The sequence below is a fragment of the Clostridium sp. MT-14 genome, assembly GCF_042436595.1.
In the GTDB taxonomy this organism is placed as follows: Bacteria; Bacillota; Clostridia; order Clostridiales; family Clostridiaceae; genus Clostridium_B; species Clostridium_B aromativorans.
The window spans coordinates 12,416-35,160 of the sequence record NZ_JBHMIY010000026.1 but is presented as its reverse complement, the minus strand read 5'-3'; the positions used below and the strand labels follow the sequence as shown (position 1 = coordinate 35,160).

At 35.4% G+C, this 22,745-nt stretch carries 9 protein-coding genes, 1 riboswitch and 1 other annotated feature; of the genes, 2 read left to right on the top strand and 7 right to left on the bottom strand.

Annotated elements, in window-relative coordinates; all coding sequences use genetic code 11:
• Nucleotides 1-39: 39 nt before the first annotated feature.
• From ACFHWD_RS15565 to ACFHWD_RS15555, 3 genes are all read right to left on the bottom strand, one after another.
• On the bottom strand, nt 40-8,658 hold the full coding sequence (locus ACFHWD_RS15565; protein ID WP_378062655.1) for a GH36-type glycosyl hydrolase domain-containing protein: 8,619 nt from the start codon (nt 8,656-8,658) through the stop codon (nt 40-42).
• Nucleotides 8,659-8,755: 97 nt separating this feature from the next.
• Nucleotides 8,756-10,051, bottom strand: coding sequence for a diaminopimelate decarboxylase (gene lysA, locus ACFHWD_RS15560; RefSeq protein WP_378062654.1), 1,296 nt, complete (start codon nt 10,049-10,051; stop codon nt 8,756-8,758).
• Between the two features lie 33 nt (nt 10,052-10,084).
• Nucleotides 10,085-11,287, bottom strand: a complete 1,203-nt coding sequence (locus ACFHWD_RS15555; RefSeq protein ID WP_150358137.1) for an aspartate kinase — start codon at nt 11,285-11,287, stop codon at nt 10,085-10,087.
• A gap of 80 nt (nt 11,288-11,367) precedes the next feature.
• Nucleotides 11,368-11,583: riboswitch (Lysine riboswitch) on the bottom strand.
• A 158-nt stretch (nt 11,584-11,741) separates the two neighbouring features.
• Between ACFHWD_RS15555 and ACFHWD_RS15550 the strand changes: the two genes are divergently transcribed.
• Nucleotides 11,742-12,812 (top strand): ATPase, encoded by a 1,071-nt coding sequence (locus ACFHWD_RS15550; RefSeq protein ID WP_150358138.1) that lies wholly within the window; start codon nt 11,742-11,744, stop codon nt 12,810-12,812.
• Between the two features lie 68 nt (nt 12,813-12,880).
• Here ACFHWD_RS15550 and ACFHWD_RS15545 read toward each other — a convergent pair whose 3' ends face one another.
• The 3 genes from ACFHWD_RS15545 to proS all read right to left on the bottom strand — a co-directional run bounded on the left by ACFHWD_RS15545 (nt 12,881) and on the right by proS (nt 18,540).
• A complete protein-coding gene (locus ACFHWD_RS15545; RefSeq protein WP_150358140.1) occupies nt 12,881-15,022 on the bottom strand; it encodes a UvrD-helicase domain-containing protein in 2,142 nt (713 codons plus the stop codon).
• 22 nt (nt 15,023-15,044) lie between these two features.
• Nucleotides 15,045-16,928 carry an ATP-dependent zinc metalloprotease FtsH gene (ftsH, locus tag ACFHWD_RS15540; RefSeq protein WP_179978414.1) on the bottom strand — a complete coding sequence of 628 codons (1,884 nt, stop codon included), beginning with the start codon at nt 16,926-16,928 and terminating at the stop codon, nt 15,045-15,047.
• Nucleotides 16,929-17,100: 172 nt separating this feature from the next.
• A complete protein-coding gene (gene proS / locus ACFHWD_RS15535; protein ID WP_150358820.1) occupies nt 17,101-18,540 on the bottom strand; it encodes a proline--tRNA ligase in 1,440 nt (479 codons plus the stop codon).
• Between the two features lie 71 nt (nt 18,541-18,611).
• Nucleotides 18,612-18,837 (bottom strand) — a binding site (T-box leader).
• 151 nt (nt 18,838-18,988) lie between these two features.
• Between proS and ACFHWD_RS15530 the strand changes: the two genes are divergently transcribed.
• Complete coding sequence (locus ACFHWD_RS15530) at nt 18,989-20,596, top strand: GxGYxYP domain-containing protein (RefSeq protein WP_179978413.1); 1,608 nt, start codon at nt 18,989-18,991, stop codon at nt 20,594-20,596.
• Nucleotides 20,597-20,672: 76 nt separating this feature from the next.
• Here ACFHWD_RS15530 and ACFHWD_RS15525 read toward each other — a convergent pair whose 3' ends face one another.
• Complete coding sequence (locus ACFHWD_RS15525; RefSeq protein ID WP_150358818.1) at nt 20,673-22,490, bottom strand: cell wall-binding repeat-containing protein; 1,818 nt, start codon at nt 22,488-22,490, stop codon at nt 20,673-20,675.
• Between the last annotated feature and the right edge of the window lie 255 nt (nt 22,491-22,745).

Sequence of the window (22,745 nt, the reverse complement as noted above, 5' to 3'; positions counted from 1 at the left end):
TCTATACATAGTAGAAAACCCTTCTAAAAATTTTATATTTTATATATTTATTTTAACACTATGCTGTCCATGCTTAAAAAATGGTATTATTCCATCCTCAATTTTATCACCATCAACCCATGTTCCCTTTTCCTTTTCCCTGATCACCTGTATATCATAGACACAATCATCTCTGTTATATCGTATGCTGTAATCTTTCCATTCCTCTGGCACGGAAGGCGTTATGACAAAGCCTCTGTTTTCCTTAAATGTCATTCCGAGTATGGTCTCTACACCTGCTCTATAAAGCCATCCTGCCGCCCCTGTATACCAGCTCCATCCTCCTCTCCCCACATAGGGCTCTACTGCATACACATCTGCTGCCACCACATAAGGTTCTACCTTATAGACATGACAATTCAAATAATCTTTAGCATGGTTTATAGGGTTTATCATAGAAAAAGTTCTATAGGCTTTCTCCCTATCTCCTATTTTAGCAAAAGCCATAATGGACCATATGGCTGCATGGGTATACTGTCCTCCATTTTCTCTTACTCCAGGTATATATCCTTTAATATATCCTGGTTCCAGAGAGGATTTGTCAAAAGCCGGTGTAAGCAGCAATATGATACCCTTATCCTTTTTTATAAGATTCCTGTCCAGGGCATGAACTGCCTCTTTAGCTCTGGATTCCTTTGCAGCCCCGGATATAACTGCCCAGGATTGAGAAATTGAATCAATCTGACATTCTTCATTTTTCACAGACCCAAGCGGAGTTCCATCGTCAAAATAAGCTCTTTTATACCAGCTTCCATCCCAGGCATTTTTCTCTAGATTTTCCTTTATAAATTCCTTTAATTTAGAGTATTTTATGATCTTTTCTTCATCCTTCATAAATTTGCACAGCGGAATGAGCTTATCCAATATACTGTATAAAAACCATCCCAGCCACACACTTTCTCCCTTTCCTTTATTTCCCACGGTATTCATTCCATCATTCCAGTCTCCTGAACCCATGAGTGGAATATTATGCTCTCCAAATCTACATGATTTTTCAATAGCTCTTATACAGTGATCATAAATAGTTCCACTTTCCTCGGATACGGGGGATATACTGTATCTTTCATATTCATCATCTTTTAACTGACTGTCATTAAGATATGGTACCGCTTCATTCAATATGCTATAATCTCCCGTATTCTTTATATAATCCTCCACTACATAGGGCATCCAAAGCAAATCATCGGAAAACTTGGTCCTAATGCCACTTCCTACATACGGGTGCCACCAATGCTGAACATCCCCTTCTAGATACTGTCTGGATGCACTGTAAATTATGTGCTCCCTGGTTATATCAGGACGTATATATGATATAGCACTTACGTCCTGAAGCTGATCCCTAAAGCCATAGGCACCCCCAGATTGATAGAATGCAGTCCTGGACCAGTACCTGCAGGATATCACCTGATACATAAGCCATCCATTTAACATTATATTCATTGAATCGTCAGGAGTATTGACCTGTATAGTTTCAAGTGTACTTTTCCAATAATCCTGGCTGTTTTTTAACTCCTGCTGAATGCTTCCGGCATTACTGTACTTCTCTATGACTCTGTTGATTTCCTCAAAATTATCCTCCTGCCCAAAAAGAACAATAATTTCCCCTTCTGAGTTGGCATCTAATTCCACTTTTACATTTTGAGCCATACAGGGATCAAATCCAGCTCCCACCGTATTAGAAAGGTTTTTAAGGCAGAGTCCTTCAGGCCTCCACACGTTCCCCTGGCGCCCTATAAATTCCGTTCTAACACCTGTATAGGACATCTGCTTGCCGCCCAATATCTTCAAATAACATATTCCATCTTTGAAATACTGGCTATATGGATTCTTAGCATATATATACTCATGCTCCTTGTCAACTCCAGTATATATATACTGCGCAGTTTGCTCATGGCAGACCCCTAATACCAATTTTGCATAGTAGATTATTGAAAGTATCCTTTTCCTCTTACCTATGTTATGCAGTTTTATCCTGCACACCTTCACACTGTCCTCTATGTCTGCAAACACAGTCATTTGACCCACTATTTGGTCTGCTTCATGTTTAAAAATAGAATAGCCAAAACCATGCTCTATTACATATTGTCCCGAATCCCTTACAGGTCCAGGAGATATACTCCATATATGTCCCGTTTCTTCATCTTTTACATATAAACTTTCAGCCTCGCCATCCATCACAGGATCATTTGACCATTCTGTAAGTTTGTTTTCCCTGCTGTTTTTATTCCAGGTATAGGATATACCACTTTCAGAAATATGAAATCCAAATCTCCTATTAGAAATAACATTTATCCACGGCGCAGGAGTATTGCTATAATTTTTCAACACTATTATATAGGACTTTCCATCCTTTGAAAAACCACCTATGTCATTAAAATATCGAAGAAGAGGAATTTCAAAACTGTAGGAGGAAATTACCTTTCCATTTTTATTATAGACAAAATCACCAAGATTTCTCACCCTTTCATCTTCTAGAGAATCCATACTACACATAAACTGCTTAAACAATTCTCCCTCTTGACCGTCTATTACAAATCTGGACACAGCCTTTAGAAAATTCACATCTTCCTCCTTTACTTCACTTTTATTTAAAATGAATACCCTTCCATCCTTATTTCTTCTGATTCTAGATAAACTATTATTTACAATATCTCTCAATTTGTTTTGGAGAGGCTGCATATAAGAGCTATCTTCCAGATTTAATAAAACCAAATCCACTGATAGGTTTTTCAAAGTCCAATACTCCTGAGCACGCAAAAGCTGTCTTACAAAATCTATATTGCTCTCATCTCTTATAATAAGAAGAACTATAGGTAAATCTCCTGAAATTCCGTAAGGCCACAATGCAGACTGACTTTTTTTCATATTGACTATATATTTGTATCTATTTTGAAATAGATCACTTAAAAACAAAATTTTTGAGGCTATCTTCTGGTACACATTTATCTGGTTTGATGTTATTCCAAGATATTTCATCTCCAGCTGAGCTTCAGTCCATGAAAGTTGAAACATTCTATTCACATTGCACATATCACCATATTTATTTGCCAGTTTAACTGCATTTTCCTTAGAATCTGCCAGCATAGTGCTATAAGCTACCTTCCCAGTCCTACCAGGCTCTATCCTTATTCTAACTCTCAAACTTATTATAGGATCAATCACCGCTCCTACCGATTTTGTAAGCTGTACATCATTATCCATTGCCCTTGGATTCACGAGATTTCTACCCCTCCCTATAAAATTATCCCTATTGGTTTCATATTGAATGGTACCTGCCCGTTCACCTTCTACTGCTATAGTTTGTACAAGCCATTTTTTCTGTTCTCCTGCATTTCTGGATCTTCTACCGGCAATAATGCAGGTTGGATTTTGGATGAATTCAGTTTGTATAAATAATTTTCCAAAAGCAGGATGAACCAAATCCGCATTGTAAGAAGATAGAGTCACTTCCAAATAACTGGTTATCTCCACTTCCCTTACAGAATTGCTCATATTTGTGATAGAAATCTTTCTTATTTCTCCACTGTCCTCATGGGATACGGTGATCTTCATATGGGTTCTTAAATTTCCATCTTTCCTTTTAAATTCTGATTTATCTGGCGAAAACACAACCTCATACTCCTCAGGTATACCTTTGCAGGGTTCATAGGCAGCACTCCAGTATTCATTGGAATTTATATTTTTTATATAAAAAAACATTCCAGTATCATTCGTAACCACATCTTCACGATATCTATATAACATAGTATCTTCCATTTTGCTGTATCCGCTGCCGCTGTTCGTTATCATTAAAGAATATCTTCCACTGGAAATTACATTTACCTCCGGTACATCTGTCTTCGCATTATTATATTTTCTTGTAATTACGTTCTCATTTTGAAAAACTGTCTTAGGCTTTCCAGTATCCTGCTTCCTATCATAAATAACATTCTTAGAACTTTTTTCCTGTAGTAAAAGTTCCACAGCTCTTACCCTCGGCACTCTATGAAATCTTTCTTGAAGTATATTCTCCCTTAGAATATTGTCCAATGACATAAAACTCATGCCTTCATGATGTACCATAAAACACTTCACCAGTTTATTTTTTTTGTTTTTTGAAAATCTTTTTCGAGTATAATCTATAGCATCATAAAAGCCATATTTCCCCTCGGCCTTCAATTTGATAATAGATTTTACATTATTTAAGGCATTTTTAAAATCTACCTGAAGGGCCATAATAGAAGCATAAGGTGCAATCACCAATTCATTAACAAGACCCCTCTTTAGTCCGATGCCCGGAACGCCAAATGCCTTATACTGATACACAGAATTCAAATCAAAATCATAATAGGCAGATTCTGAAATGCCCCAAGGTACATGCTTACTATCGGCATACCTTTTTTGTGCTTCAACTATATATTTATAAGTGTCACTCAATAAAGTTCCTGGAAAATTTTTCATAATTATCAGCGGCATCAGATACTCAAACATAGTTCCAGACCAGGATACCAGAGCTTTACCTCCTCCAGCATAGGTCATAGCCCTTCCTAAGTTAAACCAATGAGATTTTTCTACCTGACCTTTAGCTATAGCTACAAAGCTTGCTTGCCTGGCTTCTGATGCAAGAAGATCATAATAATTATTACCTATAATATTATTTTCCACATCGTAACCAATGGCAAAAAGACGCCTTTTTTTATCATATAATATACTAAAATCATGCTCTTCACCCATCTTTACAAGTTTTTCTTTTACATCCTTGAGTCTCAAAAGAAGATCATCTGCTTTTAGCTTGGTGATATTCAGCATGTTTTTCAGATCACCTATGTTCTCATTCATGTTTTTATCGTGATTTTCAAATCCAAGGTGAGCTAATCTATCAATTGTACTGGATAATTCTTTCAATGATATTTTATTAGCTAGTTTATCTAATTCTCCCTTAAAAGCTTCAAATCTTTCATCTCCGCTTACAAGATCAATCCAGGGGAAAAATTCATCTAATTCTTTCTGAAAGTGTGAGGCCATATATTTAACCTTCTCATTCCAATACAGATCGCCATAATTTTCATTGATTTCACAGGATTTTTTTATAATGGATCTCAAATAATCTTTAAGAGAATATATATTAAATTCATTTTCTGACTCCATAAAATTTTCATATATTCTTGGAACCTTAAATTCTTTAGCTATTTCCTCCTGAGCCAACCTCAAGGTATCCTTTAGCCCAAAGCTTAAATTCTTATTTACAAGTGGGCAATTCAAATACTCCTCCAGAGCTTCTATCGTAACCCATATATACCCTACCAAATTCCCACTATCTACTGTGGATATATATCTGGATCCAAGAGGTTTCTTAGTCTTTATATCATACCAATTGTAAAAATGTCCTCGATGCTTTTCCAGAGATCCCATATTTAAAATTATATTTTCAAGTCTGTATTCAACTTCTTTTATTCCCACATATCCTAAATCGTAAGCTACTATATTTGATGTAATGCCCATAGCCATATTAGTGGGAGAAGTTCTATAAGCCAGGCCTTTATACGGCTCTTCTTGATAATTATCTGGAGGAAGCCAATTATTTTCAGGCAGTGTGAAATCTTCAAAATAAGCCCAAATCTTCCTGCTTATCCTCCCCAGCAGTTTCTTTTCCTCATACTTCATCTGTATTTTTTCATCATTTTTTTCTTCTCTGCTTACACTAAATGCCATCCAGGGTGCTAAAAACCAGATTATACAAAAAGGCAGCATAAAAAATAAAGTATCAACACCTCTTCTAAAAGCTAGAAAAGCTATAATTACGCTAATGGCACTGCAGATCCACATTGATCTTAAATACCCCTTAAATGTTTTTGAAGAGGCAGCTTCCGCATCTGCTGCCGTTTGCCACTGAAGTAAATTTCTCTTACTTATAGACATTCTGTAAATTGTCCTTATTATGGCATCTAACATCAAATAGGCCTGATAGGGTAAAAAACTCAATATAAGAAAGAATTGTTCTACCGCATTTCTGAAATTTACCATATTACCTGATAGACTTATCCCCTTTACAGGAGATACCACAGCCTCTGATACATCAAAAAATATAGGACACAATAGTGAAATCAACGCCATAACCAGTAAATTGTCCGGGGTTTGAAATAAAGTCAAAGCTGCTGCAATAAGTATCATTATACCCGGCTGCACAGTACTTCTCCTCAAATTGTCAAATATTTTCCACCTGGACAATTTATTCAGAGGACTTTTTTTAAAAATCCATGGTATCAATTGCCAGTCCCCTCTGACCCACCTGTGAAGCCTTTTACAACTTGAATTATAATAAGCAGGATATCCATCAATAAGCTCTATATCAGTCACAAGGGCCGCCCTTACGTAAGAACCTTCTAACAGGTCATGACTCAGTACTGTATTTTCAGGTATTTCATCCTTCAGAACTGTATTAAAAATATCTACATCATAAATTCCCTTTCCCGTAAATATGCCCTCATCGAACAGATCTTCATACACATCAGAGATAGCTGTAGTATATACATCTATGCCAGTCTGCCCAGAAAAAATGCTTGAATAAAAAGTTTTATTTGCACTTACTACGCCTACACTTATCCTCGGCTGCATCAGTCCATGCCCTCTTATTATTTTTTTATTATTCAGATAGGGAACATTTAGAGGATGTGCCATAGCTCCTATAAGCAATTTAGCCGTATCTTTTGGAAGTATAGTATCTGCATCCAGGGTTATTACATATTTTACCTTATATAAATTGCCTATATCTCCGCTTACAATATCATAACTAGTAGTTTTGTCACCCCTTATGAGAGCATTGAACTCCATTAATTTGCCCCGTTTTCTCTCCCATCCCATCCACTTTTTTTCTCTTTCATTGTATTCTCTGCACCTGCTCAAAAAGTAGAATTTATCTTTTCCCTGTTCTCCATATTTTTCATTGAGTTTTTTTATTTCATCCAGTGCAGTATCCACTATAATTTTATCTCTATAATCTTCCTTTTCAGTACTATCCTTAAAATCTTCAAGAAGTACAAAATACAAATTTTTTTCTTTATTTGCCAAATAGTACACTTCCAAGTTGCCAATAAGCTCCTTCATCCTATGAGCCTTGCTTGTAAGGGTAGGTATTACTACAGCAGTGCTGAATTCTTCCGGTATGCCCTGCTTAAATTCTATTTTTGGTATAAACCTGGGTTCTGAAAGCTTATTTATACTCCAATTAAATATAGATATAAATATCTCACTGCTTGGTATTAAAAGAACAAGCATTTCTATTATGTATTTCCACAAAGGCAGATTTTCAAAATAAAAATTTATTCCGCTAACTAAAACATCTAAAAAAATAGTTCCCAATACTATGCTTCCTATATAAAAGTTAGGAGTCATATTATTGGCGATCTTAAAATCAACTTCTCTATACTCCTCGCCGCTGGATTTTATTTTTTTCTTTAAACAATATGTGCCGCTATCTATTAAATAATATCCTACATGCTTCTCATACTTTTTTGCAGTTTCAAGAGCTTCTCCAGCACATTCCACTGCCTTTTTTGCTATGAAAGATTCCGGTACGTTTATAGCCTTGGATAATTTTTCTATTCTATGTCTATAATAATCTTTCGAGCAAAAATCCATTTTACTATAAATTCCCGCAGGATCCTTTTTTAAAATCCGTTCCACATAACTTAAGCGTTCAAAATTTTCTTTCCAGTTCAGACCACATACTTCTCTTATTCCCTTAATTGAATTTTCCATTAAAACCTGATATATTCCCTGTTTCTGATGATCGATATTTACCATTCTCTTCACGCTGCTGTCTTCTTTATCCAGCGCTTCATCTATCCAATTATATACTTCAATGTACCCTATAAAATTATCTCTCAATACCCTTATAAATTTTTCTGTAAAATGAGAGGTAAATCTTATTTTTTCTCTCTTTAACTTTTCTATCTCCTCATTGACGTTTTTCCCTGAGTTCATAATTCTTTCTGCTACAACTTCAGCTCTATTTCTCTCTTTTTGCATGAAAACTATACTATCCGTTATATTACTGATATTTTGAAGCAGGGCTATTCTTATCATTACAGGCAGTGCCCAGAGTTCAGAATTTTTCAATACTTTATTTTCTTCATATGAATTTATAAAATCCTCTATGGTATCTTCATCCACAGCGCCATAAGTATGAGATAACATTTCTTTGGCAATATAATATATCCTGGGATATCCTTTCATAATGCCTTCCTTTATTACCGGAAGATTTCTATAATAGCTTTCCGTCATATTTGCCTTTATATCTTTATATTCCTTTTTTATCAGATATAAATTATCCAAGAGCCATTCAGCACAAGAGGCCACTTCTATTTTCCCCTTAATCTCGCTCTCAAAAAAATCACATCCGTCTAAAATACTTTTATATTCTCTATTCAAACTTCGCATCAGCTTTTTTTTACAGCTTCTTTTTCTATCAGCTGCTGGAATAACAGCTATTTCCCTGGCATATTTTTTTAATTCCTCTTTACTCATATTAAAAGCAAGGACGTTATCCCCTGCATTGTGATCTGTATTTTCACATCTATTTAAAACTCTATAAATCATTACAATTACCATAATTATAGCTATACTTATAATATAAAGCATAAAAAAATCCATCCTTTCCTGCGAAAAAGAATTTATGTAATATTTATTGTTTCCAATAAAACACAAAATATTAATTCACAGAAGGGATAGATTTAAATTAAATCATTATTTCATTCTCTATCATTTCATCAAAGCTCTGCCTTTTGGAAATCAGCCTGGCTTCTCCATCCTTTACTAAAACTGCTGCCGGAATCGGAACTTTATTGTAATTACTTGCCATGGAATAACAATATGCCCCTGTGGTAAACACCGCCAGAATATCCCCTGTTTCAGGCTTTGGAAGCTTCACGTCCTTTATTAATATGTCTCCGGACTCACAGCACTTTCCTCCTACGGTCACAGTTTCCTCACAGCTATCCTGAATCCTATTTGCTATGGCGCATTCGTAGTGAGCCCTGTAAAGAGCCGGTCTTATATTATCCGCCATACCTCCGTCTACAAATATATATTTTCTTATACCCGGAATATTTTTTATAGCGCCTACAGTATAAAGAGTAGTTCCAGCATTACCTATTATGGATCTCCCGGGTTCTATTATCAGTGCTGGAAGCTTTATATTAAGTTTTTTGGAACCCGCCCTAGCTTTCACCAATATGGCATTACAAAAATCCTCTATAGATTTGGGGTTGTCCCCTTTATTATAGTATACTCCAAACCCTCCCCCTAGGTTTAATTCTTCTACTTCATAACCCGTTTCGTCTTTTATTCTTTTCACTAAATTCAACATGATTTCAACTTCATCTTCATAGGGCTTTATTTCAAATATCTCAGAACCAATATGACAGTGAACGCCTGCAAATTTTAGATTGGACATATCCATGGCTTTTTTTATAAATTCCATGGTTTCACCATTTAACATGGTAAATCCAAATTTAGAATCAACCTGCCCAGTTTTTATATATTCGTGGGTATGGGCTTCTATCCCCGGAGTCACTCTGAGGAGTACCTTTTGTACTCTATCTTTTTTCTGTGCTATAAAATTTATTTTTTCCATTTCACAGAGATTATCCACCACAAATTTTCCCACTTTAAAATCTATTCCCATTTCAATTTCCTCTGGTGTTTTGTTATTTCCATGAAAATAAACCTTTTCCATTGGAAAACCACTTTTAAAAGCTGTGTAAAGTTCTCCACCTGATACTACATCCAAATACAATCCTTCACTGTCTATTATCCTGCACATGGCCAAAGTTAAAAATGCCTTTCCAGCATAGGTTATCTTATTATTCCTATCTCCTTCAAAAGCTCTATAATATCTTCTACATTTATCCCTGACTAAATCTTCATCTATTACATAAAGAGGAGTTTTAAACCTCCCTGCCAGATCCTCTGCACTTATTCCTCCAATATACAAAACATTATCCTTGACTTTCATGTTCCCAAATAACCTCATACTGGCTTCCTCCTAAAAGTTTTCGCATAACCATTATAAGTTAAATTCCCTGGCTATAACATTTATTGTCTTGAGCTTATCCTTCTGCTTTATAGCACAAGTAATTCTTATCTCAGAAGTAGTTATCATCTTTACCGCTATGTTATTTTGTCTAAATAGTTTAAACATTTTGGCAACCACTCCTGATGTGGTCTTCATTCCTATACCAACTATAGAAAATTTAGTTATGTCTTCATCTATATCAACTTGTACCTTGCCCTTCGAATAAGACTTTAAAATACTCAAACATTCCTTTAAATCTTCCTTAGGTATAGTAAAAGATACGTTCACCTTGTTATCTATAGGTGCTGTCTGGCTTATCATATCCACATTTATTTTTTTGTCAGCTACCTTTTCAAACAAGTTGGCAATAATATTTATATCATTGTCAATGTTTCTCACTGTAACCGCTACATCATCATCACTAGTAGCCAGCCCCGTCACTGGCTTGCTTTCCAAATTCATATCATCTACCCCCTTAATAACTGTTCCTCTTATATCACTATTACTTAATCCCACATATACAGGTATATCATATTTTTGTGCAAGTTCTATGGATCTAGAATGCATGACCCTGGCACCCAGACTTGAAAGCTCAAGCATTTCCTCATAATCTATTTCATCCAATTTTTTAGCATCCTTATATTCCCTCGGATCCACACTGTATATTCCATCCACATCAGTGTAAATTTCGCATGTCCCATTTAATTTTACCGCTATAGCTACAGCTGTAGTGTCAGAGCCTCCCCTTCCAAGAGTAGTGACATCGCCTTCAGTATTTACACCTTGAAATCCAGCTGCAATTACAACTTTCCCATTATCTAAAGCTCTTTTTATCTTATCCTCGTCTATATCATCTATAAGAGATTTGCCATATTGTCCGCTGGTTTTTATACTGATTTGATAAGCCGTATAACTTACAGCATCATATCCCAAATCCTTGATAGCCATAGCAAGCAGTGCGCAAGATCTCATTTCTCCTGTAGATAAAAGCGCATCCAATTCTCTTTTATCCGGATTTTCCGTAATTTTTTTAGCCAGCGCTATAAGATTATCCGTAGTATCTCCCATTGCTGATACTACAACTACCAATTTATTGCCTGCTTCAACTTTATTTACTACCGACCTGGCTACAGCTTTTATTTTTTCCGGAGTTCCCACAGAACTACCTCCATATTTTTGAACAATGATTGCCATAATACTCCTCCCTAAAATTATTATAAAAAATAAGTACAGCAAAGGGACACACCTATACTGTACAGATATACATGGTTGTGTACCTTTGTAGCTCTCCACTAAAATAGTCTTACCCAATTCCATCAATGAAAATACACCAATTATTACATATTTTAGTGACAGCTTTATATATATTTTATACAAAGCCAAAATCAGTTCCGCCAAACTAATTTTTCGGCTGTAATTCCTTTCTTTATCTCTCAAATGTCTGCCAACTAAAAATAAATACTATTAATTACAGCGCCTCCACCCTAGGTATCTAAATATTAAATTGTTCTAAGTTTATCATAAATATCTATTCATTTCAACTATTTTTTGACTAAAATTCAATCAGTGCAATATATGCCCCCAGATGGAACTCATAGAAAATATTAGCATATCATATTAATGACTGTAATAAGTAGGAGTGTATATAATGAGTTATAAAATAAAGCATTTCTTTACAAACGGAAATACTTGGGGAAATTCTGACTTATTCTTAAACTTTATAGAAAGCCAGAAAACATCTAAAAAAATATTTCTCTTAAAAAGCAAATCTATGTTTTTAAAATCATTTCTAATGAAAAAAATAAGTGAATATTTTATTAAGGATGGATATGATATGGAATATTATCACTGTCCCTGTGATGAAAATTTCTTACATGGAATAATCATAAAAAAATTAAACATAGTATTGTTAGACAGTAGTTTATTAAAAACAACAAGTTCCCCATTGCCCTATGAAATACTGGATTTGGAGAAAAATCTTGATAAAGTGAATTTCAAAAAATATATAAAAAAAGAATCATATATAACCACAAAAATTAAAAATGCATTAAATAGATCCTACAGATTTATAAAGGCTGCGAAACTTATGCAGGAAGATTGGGAATACTATAATAAATCTGCCATTGATTATTCAAAATTAACTGTAACAATTGAAAATTTAAAATCAAAAATATTATCCAGGGTTAAAGTTGAATCTTCAGGGAAAGCCAAACACCTATTTGCCACAGCTCTTACTCAAGACGGCATAGTATCATTTATAAACACCTTATACGATGAAACCGGAAACGTATATGTGTTAAATGGTGATCCAGGCACCGGGAAAACGACAACTCTCAGAAAAATTTACAAAGAAGCCTTAAAAAAAGGCCTGTATGTGGAAGTATACCACCATCCCTTCATAGTAGATAAATTGGAACACGTTATAATTCCTGAATTAAATACCGCTGTTATAACTTCCAATGAAATCAATAAAGCTCAATTTAACGGCATGCAAATATACATGAACAACTTAATTGACTACAGCAAGATAAACAAGATAGATTTAAAGGAGGATAAAAAAAATTTCTATCTTTTTCTCAATAAAAGTCTGTCTATAATGGCTTCCACTAAAGCTCTCCAATATGACTTGCAAAAATATTTTTTTGAAGATATAGATTCAAATACCCTGAATACTGCCTGTAAAAAACTTCTAGGCAGATTAAGAAAATGTGAAAAATAAAAGGCATAATGAATTCTACATTATGCCCTTATTTTAAATTTCAGAAGCAAAAATATATTTCATATGCATCACCCAGTTACAGAAAAAATCCTGTATACATGCAGCTCATGCAGTGCCCTGGTGGCCATTATATATTTTAATGTGTTCTCATCTTCATCACGACAATAAAAAGTATCTATCATTATAACGGCGTCAAATTCCAGACCTTTGGCAAAATAACTTGGGAGTATAACTTCTCCACTGGAATAAATCATATCTTCCCCGCTGATTACTTTTATATATGCTCTTTTTTTAATTAGATTTCCCAATGTCACTGTATCTTTCAAATCCCTACATATCACGGCAATACTTTCATAAGATTTTTCTTTTAATTTCTCAATGTCCTTCAATATCTTATCTACAAGTTCCTTTAAGTTATATACCTGCTCTTCTATAACTTTTTCTCCCTCTCTTATCAAAGGTATAATTTCACCCTTTTTTAAATACTGGTTGGCATAATTGGTTATTTCGTTTGTAGATCTATAGCTTCTGCTCAAGGAAAAATTTTTTACTTTCAAATCCGAAAATATGTTATTCAAGTCCATCATAGCAGGAATTTCATCTGAAGGTATAATTCTTTGATTAACATCTCCAACTATAGTAAAAGAGCTGCAGTGGGTGAGTTCTTTTATAACCTTGAACTGCAATGGAGAATAATCCTGGGCTTCATCTATGACTATGTGTTTTACTCTGTCTTTATATCTTGAACCATCTAATTTTATTTTCAGATATAAAATAGCAGCCAGATCATCGTAAATTAATTTTCTATTATTGTTGAAGGTATTGTACATTGATATTACATCCGGCTTCTCCAGCCATTTAAGCTTATATTTTTTTATTCTTATTACTTCTTTTATGACTTCTTCTATTTCATTTCTCTCTCTATACTCTAAATTTGTCCCATGTAGATTCAATTCTTCCTCTGTCATATTTTCAATTTTATCTCTATACTTTTTCCGTATGGCTCTCACTATTATGTTTCTCTCATCCTTTATTCTGGAGTATATGACCTTTTTTAGCCTTATTGCTCTCTTAAACAGAGGCATATCCTTAAAATAATATCCCAGCATTTTTTCCGCTTCTTCTTTAGCAACTATTACCTTATCATAAAAAAATACATCTTCTGCCGCAAAACAATTTTCCTCTATACGGACAATTAATTTGTCTACATCACTGACATATCTCAAAGAATTCTTATAAATTATTTCCTGAATAAACTCTTTATCCCCGTTTAAAATATTCTCCATATATTCCCTTAAAGTCATCACATCCGGCAAGTTTAAAATGCTTTTAGCAAATTGACCAAATGTAAGCTGGGTAACCTCTTCTTCTCCTAAACTGGGCAGCACAAGAGAAATATAATCTATAAATATACTATTAGGTCCTAATATAAGCACTTTCCTCTGAAGTAATTTTCTATAATTGTACAACAAATATGCCACTCTGTGTAAAGCTATAGTAGTTTTGCCGCTGCCAGCTATTCCATTTACCACAACAACCCCTTCCCTGGGCTGCCTTATTAGATCATCCTGTTCTTTCTGTATAGTCATCACTATATCTTTTAGCTTTTTCCCAGCATTCTTACTCAGCACCATCTGTAATATCTCATCTTTTACATCCATATTGGAGTCAAACATCCCGACAAGATTTGATTTCTTTATGATAAACTGTCTCTTGCTCAATATGTCTGCTTTTATTTCTCCCATAGGGGAACTATAACTGGTCTGTCCCAGGCTGCCCGAGTAGAATAAACTGCATACAGGTGATCTCCAATCCACTATAATTGGCTCATAATCTTCTCTGCTGCTCATTCCAAATCTACCTATATATATTTTTTCTCCACCAAATTTATCTTCAAAAATCACTTTTCCAAAATAAGGTGAATCCTTTAGTACAGTAAGTTCTTTTATACTCTTATTTACCAGTCTAAATTGTTCTTCTTTTGTATATACTTCATGATCAAAATATTCAACTATTTTATCTTCATCATCTTCATATTGGTCAAGATTTTTTTTCCTTAAATCTAAAATATAATTGATTACCTTTTTTCTAAAGCTTATACACTCCATCATCCTTGTATTTATCTGGTTTAATACTTCTTTTAATCTTTCTTTTTCAAGGTTTAATTGAATTTCTTTATCCAATTCATTTTCTAAATCATCTCTCCACATATACATATCTCCATTCCACAGCCTATACATCCTCCAAATGAGAGGTTAAAGCCTTGTTATCGGAAGATTCTTTTCCTTTTTTTTCATTGTAATCCCTTATAATGCTCATAAACTCATCTCCCATTAAAGTTTCCTTTTCTATAAGTTTTTTAGATATGCCTATGAGCAGATCCATATTATCTTTAAGAAGTTTCCTGGACTTTTTATGAGATTCCTTTATTATTTTTAAAGTTTCTTCATCAATAATAGAGGCTGTTTCTATACTGCAATTTTGAACTGGCCTTCCATTAAGATATTTATTTTGTATAGACTCCAGTCCCATCATATCAAATCTATCCGTCATTCCATAAATGGTTACCATTCTTCTAGCAGTTTGAGTGGCCCTTTCAATATCATTAGCTGCTCCTGTAGATATACTGTTAAATCTGACCTCTTCTGCCGATCTTCCTCCCAGCATAACACATATTTGATCCATCATCTCTTCTTTTGTATTTAAATATTTTTCCTCCTCAGGGAGCTGCATAGTATACCCTAATGCCCCCATAGTTCTAGGGACTATAGTTATTTTATGAACAGGATCAGTATGCTTTAAAAGAGCTGCCACCAATGCATGACCGACTTCGTGGAAGGCTACCTGCTGTTTTTCTTCAGGCGAGAGTATTCTATCCTTCTTTTCCTTACCTGCTATAATCACTTCCACTGCTTCTTCTAGATCCTCCTGATTTACTTGAGATCTATGATTTTTAACAGCTCTTAGTGCCGCTTCATTTATCATATTTGCCAAATCTGCACCCACAGCTCCCGGAGTAGCTTTTGCTATATTATTTAAATCAACGTCCGGTGAAACTTTCACACCCTTTATGTGCACTTTTAAAATATCTTCCCTTCCCTTTAAATCAGGCCTGTCAACTATAACTCTTCTGTCAAATCTGCCAGGTCTTAAAAGAGCTTTATCTAAAACTTCCGGTCTGTTGGTAGCTGCCAATATAACTACACCTTTGGAAGAATCAAATCCATCCATTTCCGCTAAAAGTTGATTCAGCGTCTGCTCTCTTTCATCATTTCCCGATATATTTCCCTCTCTGCTTTTTCCAATGGCATCTATTTCATCTATAAACACTATACAGGGAGCTTTTTCCTGAGCTTGTTGAAAGAGATCTCTCACCCTTGCAGCACCCATACCTACAAACATCTCTACAAAGGCTGATCCTGATATTGAAAAAAAAGGCACTTTAGCTTCACCAGCTACCGCTTTTGCAAGAAGAGTTTTGCCTGTCCCTGGAGGTCCCACAAGAAGGGCTCCCTTAGGAAGTCTGGCACCTATCTCCACATACCTTTGAGAATTGTGTAAGAAGTCTACAATTTCCACAAGTGATTCTTTTGCCTCTTCCTGACCTGCTACATCTTTAAAATTTACACCAGTTTCATTTTCCGCATATATCTTAGCTGTATTTTTCCCGAAAGACATCACTCCACTGCCCATCTTTTTATTCAATTTTCCCAAAAACAGTTGAAGTAAAAATGCAATTATTATAAATGGGAGAACCCAGTTTATGAAAAATCCCCTTATGGCAGTGTTCTCTTGAGGTATTCCTCCATATTGGATCTTGGCGTTATCAAGCTTTTTAATCAAATCTGGATCTGTTATTCTCTCAGTATAAAGGACTTTGCCTCTATCTGCTTCATCTTGAGATTTTGGAATTATAATCAATTTATCCTTACTTATCTGCACTTCAGAGATTTTATTTTGGTTTATATCATTTATAAAATCACTGTACTTTATATGTTGGGATTTCAGCCCATTCATATATTCATTTGCTACAAATATAATCATAGCTGCCAATAATGCATAATAGATAAGATATCTCCACTTTTTATTACTATTAAACTTTTTATTATTAAACATATTATGGCCTCCACTTTATTTCAGCTTATAATTCTATTTATATTATAACAATAAATATTCTTTTTCCTAATAATATTTACAAAATATTTTCAAAGTTATTTTTAACCATTGCAAAAATAAAAAATGATATGAAAACTTTCGTTTTCATATCATTTCTAATTTTAGCTGGTATTTAATATGCCCTTCCCCAATATACTAACTTGTCGGCCTTTTTGCCGCAGCAAACGCAGGTATCCGAAATGTGTTCCTGATCAAAGGGGATACATCTTGAAGTTGCCCCTGTAACCTCCCTGATTTTTTCCTCACATTTGGCATCTCCACACCACATAGCTCTCACAAAACCCGACTTATTTTCCTCAATATTCTTAAATTGTTCCATATTTAGAGCATCACGGGTATTATTATCTCTAAAGGATTTTGCTTTTTCATACATGGAATTGTGAATTTTATCCAAAAGCTCCGTTACCTGGCTTTCCAGATCATCTATTGATACTGTGAACTTTTCTCCCGTATCCCTTCTTGCCAGTACCACCTGATTTTTTTCAATATCCTTAGGTCCTATTTCAAGTCTGATTGGAACACCTTTCATCTCGTATTCGCTGAATTTCCAGCCCGGTGTTTTATCGGCATCATCATCAATCTTGACTCTTACAATTTTAGACAGCCTATCCTTCAATTCATTTGCCTTTTTAAGCACACCTTCCTTGTGCTGCGCTACAGGTATAACAATCACCTGTATAGGTGCTATCCTTGGCGGCATGACCATACCGTTGTCATCACCATGTATCATTATTATTGCCCCGATCAGCCTTGTAGTTACAGCCCAGGTAGTATAATGTACATACCGCTGTTTACCTTCCTTATCGGAATACTGGATTCCAAATGCCCTGGCAAAATTTTCACCAAGATAATGTGATGTACCTGCCTGCAGGGCCTTTCCATCGTGCATCAAGCTTTCAATGGTATAGGTATCCACAGCACCTGCAAATTTTTCGCTCTCGGTTTTTTTGCCCTGAATTACCGGCATAGCCAGAATATCCTTACATAAATCGGAATATAGATTCAATATATATCTTGTTTCTTTCTCCGCCTCTTCTTTAGTAGCGTGTATTGTATGCCCTTCCTGCCATAAAAATTCTGCTGTTCTCAAGAACGGCCTGGTGGTTTTCTCCCACCTTATTACTGAACACCATTGGTTATACAGCTTAGGCAGATCCTTATAAGAGTGGATTATCTTAGCAAAATGATCGCAGAACAGTGTTTCTGAAGTCGGCCTGACACACAATCTCTCCGCAAGCTCCTCATTTCCACCTTCAGTTACCCAGGCCACCTCCGGAGCAAATCCCTCAACATGTTCTTTTTCCTTTTCCAATAAATGCTCTGGAATAAATATAGGCATATATACATTTTCATGCCCTGTTTCCTTTATTTTTGTATCTACGTATTTCTGAATGCCCTCCCATATTGCATAACCATAAGGTCGTATTATCATACATCCTCTTACACTGGAATAATCTGCCAGTTCTGCTTTTCTCACAATATCCGTATACCATTGAGCAAAATCTTCACTTCTGGACGTTATCTGTTCCACCAACTTCTTTTCCAATTTAATTACCTCCAAAATAGAATTATAGTTTAAAATTCATATGATTAAATTTAAATATAAAAAAACCTCCCATCCCATAAAGGGACCGAGGTTACATTCGGCGGTACCACCCTGCTTTAATATATTCAAATATCAAACATACTCACTTACTTACAATCTTAACGGCAATTACCGCTGTATCCTACTACTGTTTCAGTACAGAGCTCTAAGGCAGGTTCAGTATGGCTCTTTTGAAAACTTCCACCTTGCATTTTCTTCTCTTAAAAAGGTATCATACCTACTAATCCTCTTCTTAGCATTTTAGCATCTATTTAATTTTAAACTTATTTTATATGATAGAATATAAAAAATTTATTGTCAATAGTTTTTATATTTATTTTTTTAATTTCATGCCCAGAGAAAGTACAATAAATTATATAAAAAACCACATACTAAGATCAGGAGGTGAATCCATATGAAATTAAAGAATCTGATCCTAGGAATTATTTTTATTTTTTTAAGCACCTTAATCTGTACAGATGCAAATGCCTTTTCAGCCCATCAATACTATGTAAAAAATTCCAGAACACCTAAATATCTCTACGTAATACAGCAGAACGATTTAAGTTCCGCTGAAAATACCATGATAGCCACACTGCAGGGGGTAATATCAAATAAATCCGATTCCCAGATATATACTTTAAATAAAAATCAGCCGGATTATAGAATATGGCTGGAGGATCTAAAAGAAAATTACGGTGTCAATTACAGCATGGTGGAGGATCCCTGGTACCTGCTGGATAAATTTAAAAGCTTTGTAAAAGGCTATGTACTCTACGACAACTCCTCCAAGAAAGATCCTTCCATAAACAACGCCTGTTCCCTGGCAGCTTTAAAAGATTCCATAGCTGTAGACAAATCCCTTGAAACCAAAGTCAAAAATATGGGTATAAAAATGCAGCAGGACTGCAGAAACACCGATAAATACTGGGCCTACGATAACCTATGGAATAGGGGGCTGAATCATTCAACGGTAATTGAGCTGTCCCCCGGAAGAGATTCCGCCCTCAGAGATTACGGTATAATGAGCAGATCCCTGGTATTTTATGAAGATGACCCGAAGGATTTCTCCCTGAGAAACAAGGTATTTGAATCCATGGAAAGTGACTCCACATGTCTTGGATGGGGTCCTGACGAAAAGGGTAACATAAGTACAGCTTCCAAAAACGGAGTGAGCCTGGTTCCTGCAGACTGGTCCTATAATCTGACGGTGTTGAGCGCTTTTCCCTCTTCTCCTCTAATTCAAAAAAATGGATCAGATTCCACAAAAAATTCAGCTTCAAAAAACACCCACTATGTGACCTTCATTATGTCAGACGGAGACAATCAGCAGTGGAATCTTGGAAGCAATTTCGGCTCTTCCAAATGGTACGGTTCACCTGAAAGGGGCAGCTTCAACATGGGCTTCAGCATAAGTCCGTCCCTGTATGAACTGGCACCAACTGTTTTAAAGGCCTATTATAAAAATGCCTCTTCAAATACCTTTAAAAACTACTTCATTGTATCACCTTCCGGAAACGGATACATGTATCCCAGTGAATTCAAAACAGATTCCCTGAAGCCTTTTTTGAAAAGATTAAACAACTACATGAAAAACTCGGATCAAAAATACGTGTCCGTTTTAGACAACTGCTCCCTCTATAACAGGGATCTCTGGGATAAATACACCGCCTGCTCAAATATCCAGGGCATATTCTATTTGAATTACCACAGGCAGGATGATTACAAGGGTGAAATAGTATGGAGCCACGGCAAACCCATAGTTTCCTGCAGAAATCTGCTCTGGTCCAAAATAGAGGAAAATGAAGATCTGGTAAGGGATATAAACGGCTACATAAAAAACGGCTGCACGGATACAAGCAGACCTGAGGCATACACCTTCGTATACGTGCATGCCTGGAGTAAAAGCATGAGTGACATAGACAAAGTTGTAAAGCAGCTGAACAAAAATCCCGCAGTAAAAGTAGTGGCACCGTACACCTTTATGGAATTTATAGTGGAAAATGTAAAACACAATGAATAAAAACTTTTGTAGTATAAATATACCAGCTATAAAAAGCATCCGGTATATTTATTGGCTGTATATTAGATAACATACATTACTTGGAGAGGGAGGTTTTCACACTGTCTGGAAGTACCCCGGTTCCTCCCAACAATAAACCACTAGTTATTGTATCATTGTCTGCAAGGAAATTCTTTATTCCAGATAGATTATCGGATGGAGTAAGCAGAGTGATTGAAGGAGTTCTCATTGCCAGAACACTTCCCGATATTGCATCCGGGTAATCCTCACCATTTACGATTATGGCGTTTGTCACACCATCTTTAAATTCATTTGCAATTGCCTGTGAGGTTTCATATCGGATTGCCCCACCGAGCCTTTTTACACTATCTTTATTTCCTAACTGGGTAGCAATTGCCGATTCTTGCTCTGTGCTGATTACCCCGCTTCCACCGAGTAAATAAACCTTTGATGGCTTATTCTTTGAAAGGTAATTGCTAAGGTAAGCAGACTCATTATTGGCTGTAGTAAGGAATATCCTGTATCCCCTTGCAGCTGCCACAGAAGATGCCGAAAGTGCATCTGGAAAATTCTCCCCACTGGCTATAAATATAGGGGCAGTTGACGAAGCTGTTACAGCATTTACTATCTTGCTTGCAGTTTCAAACCTGTCTGCACCACCATATCTCGTTATATGAGAAGCGTCTACACCGTTCGCAATAAACCATTCTTTGAAACTATCTGGTACTACACCTGTACCTCCGAGAAGTACGATATTTCCGTTGTTTGCAAGTGCGCTCTTTACATACTTCAACACATTTCCACTATCTTGATATGCACCAACCAATACTATGGGGGCATTTAACTGTCTAGCGAGTGGTGCTCCTGCAAGTGCATCTGCATAGTTATAACCGTATGCCACAATTATTGTCTTTGGCTTAGTCTCATTTATAAAGCTACTAGCTATATTAGTTGCAGTTTCCTTTCTATCTTGTCCAGCTATTCGGGTTACGTCTATTCTTTTAAAATTAGGATTTGTTGGATTGGTAGGAGTAGTTGGTGTGTCCCCTGAACCACTTTTTAAATGCCCGAATTCATCATACTTACTTGGGTCATATGTGGAATTGCTAAAATTAGTTGGCTCATCACCCGTTATAGTTCCGTAATGCACAAAGCCACTATCTTCGTTTGTAGTACCTATATGGACTGTATTTACTGCTGAGTGTATTCTATCTGAATAAGCTTCATAATATCCATTAGAATCTGGCTTAACAACCTTACCGTCTACATCTACATACTTGCCATCATTATTTATATGAATATTTCTATCTATAAATGGCTTTGGATTCATAAGGTCTACATTGTTAGTAGTGTACTTTACTAAATATGGATACAAATTATAATCTGATGTTGCTGACGAACCGATTGAATATTGGTTAAATTTATGGTCTGAATCTAAGAAAGATACCATTGAATAAACCCTAATTATTGCACCCTGTTCGCCTACATACATTTTTCTTACTTCAATAAACCGGTTACATAAAGTTGTTCCAAAACTAAATTGGTAGTGATATATCTTACCATCTACATTTAATTTTTCCATATCTATTCCAGCAACCTGACCATTACTTTCCTTAGTTAAAAAACTATCAGGCATTTCTACTTTATATGGTGAAGCCATAAGCTCGTCATAGGTTGAGGACTCAGACAATTTGTCTTCTGCTACAATGCTATCTCCAACTAGTCCTGTGTCTGTCTGCAAAGGCTCTTTTTGCACCTTATTTCCATTTTGTATAGTGCCGTCATATGCATAAACCTTGTTATTTAGATTTCCTGTAGCATACTGTGGTACCACAAGTGGTGTAGCTAATATTCCTAAAGTTAACAGTAAGCTAACTACTTTCTTTCTATTCATCTTATCCTTTGCTCCTTTTTAAAGTTTTTATTTTCATCGTTTTCTATATCGTAATACTTTATTAACAGTTTGTCCATTTATTTTAGATTATGGAAAGTACATTTTTTATGTAAAGCAGATATAAGATGAAGATTTTTATAAACTCACCTGGGTGCTATTATTATTAATACTCCCAACTTCCTAAAGTTGGGGATAAGTATTACTATATGAAATGTAGACTTTATATAATCATCCTCCGTATAAGTATGGGAGATG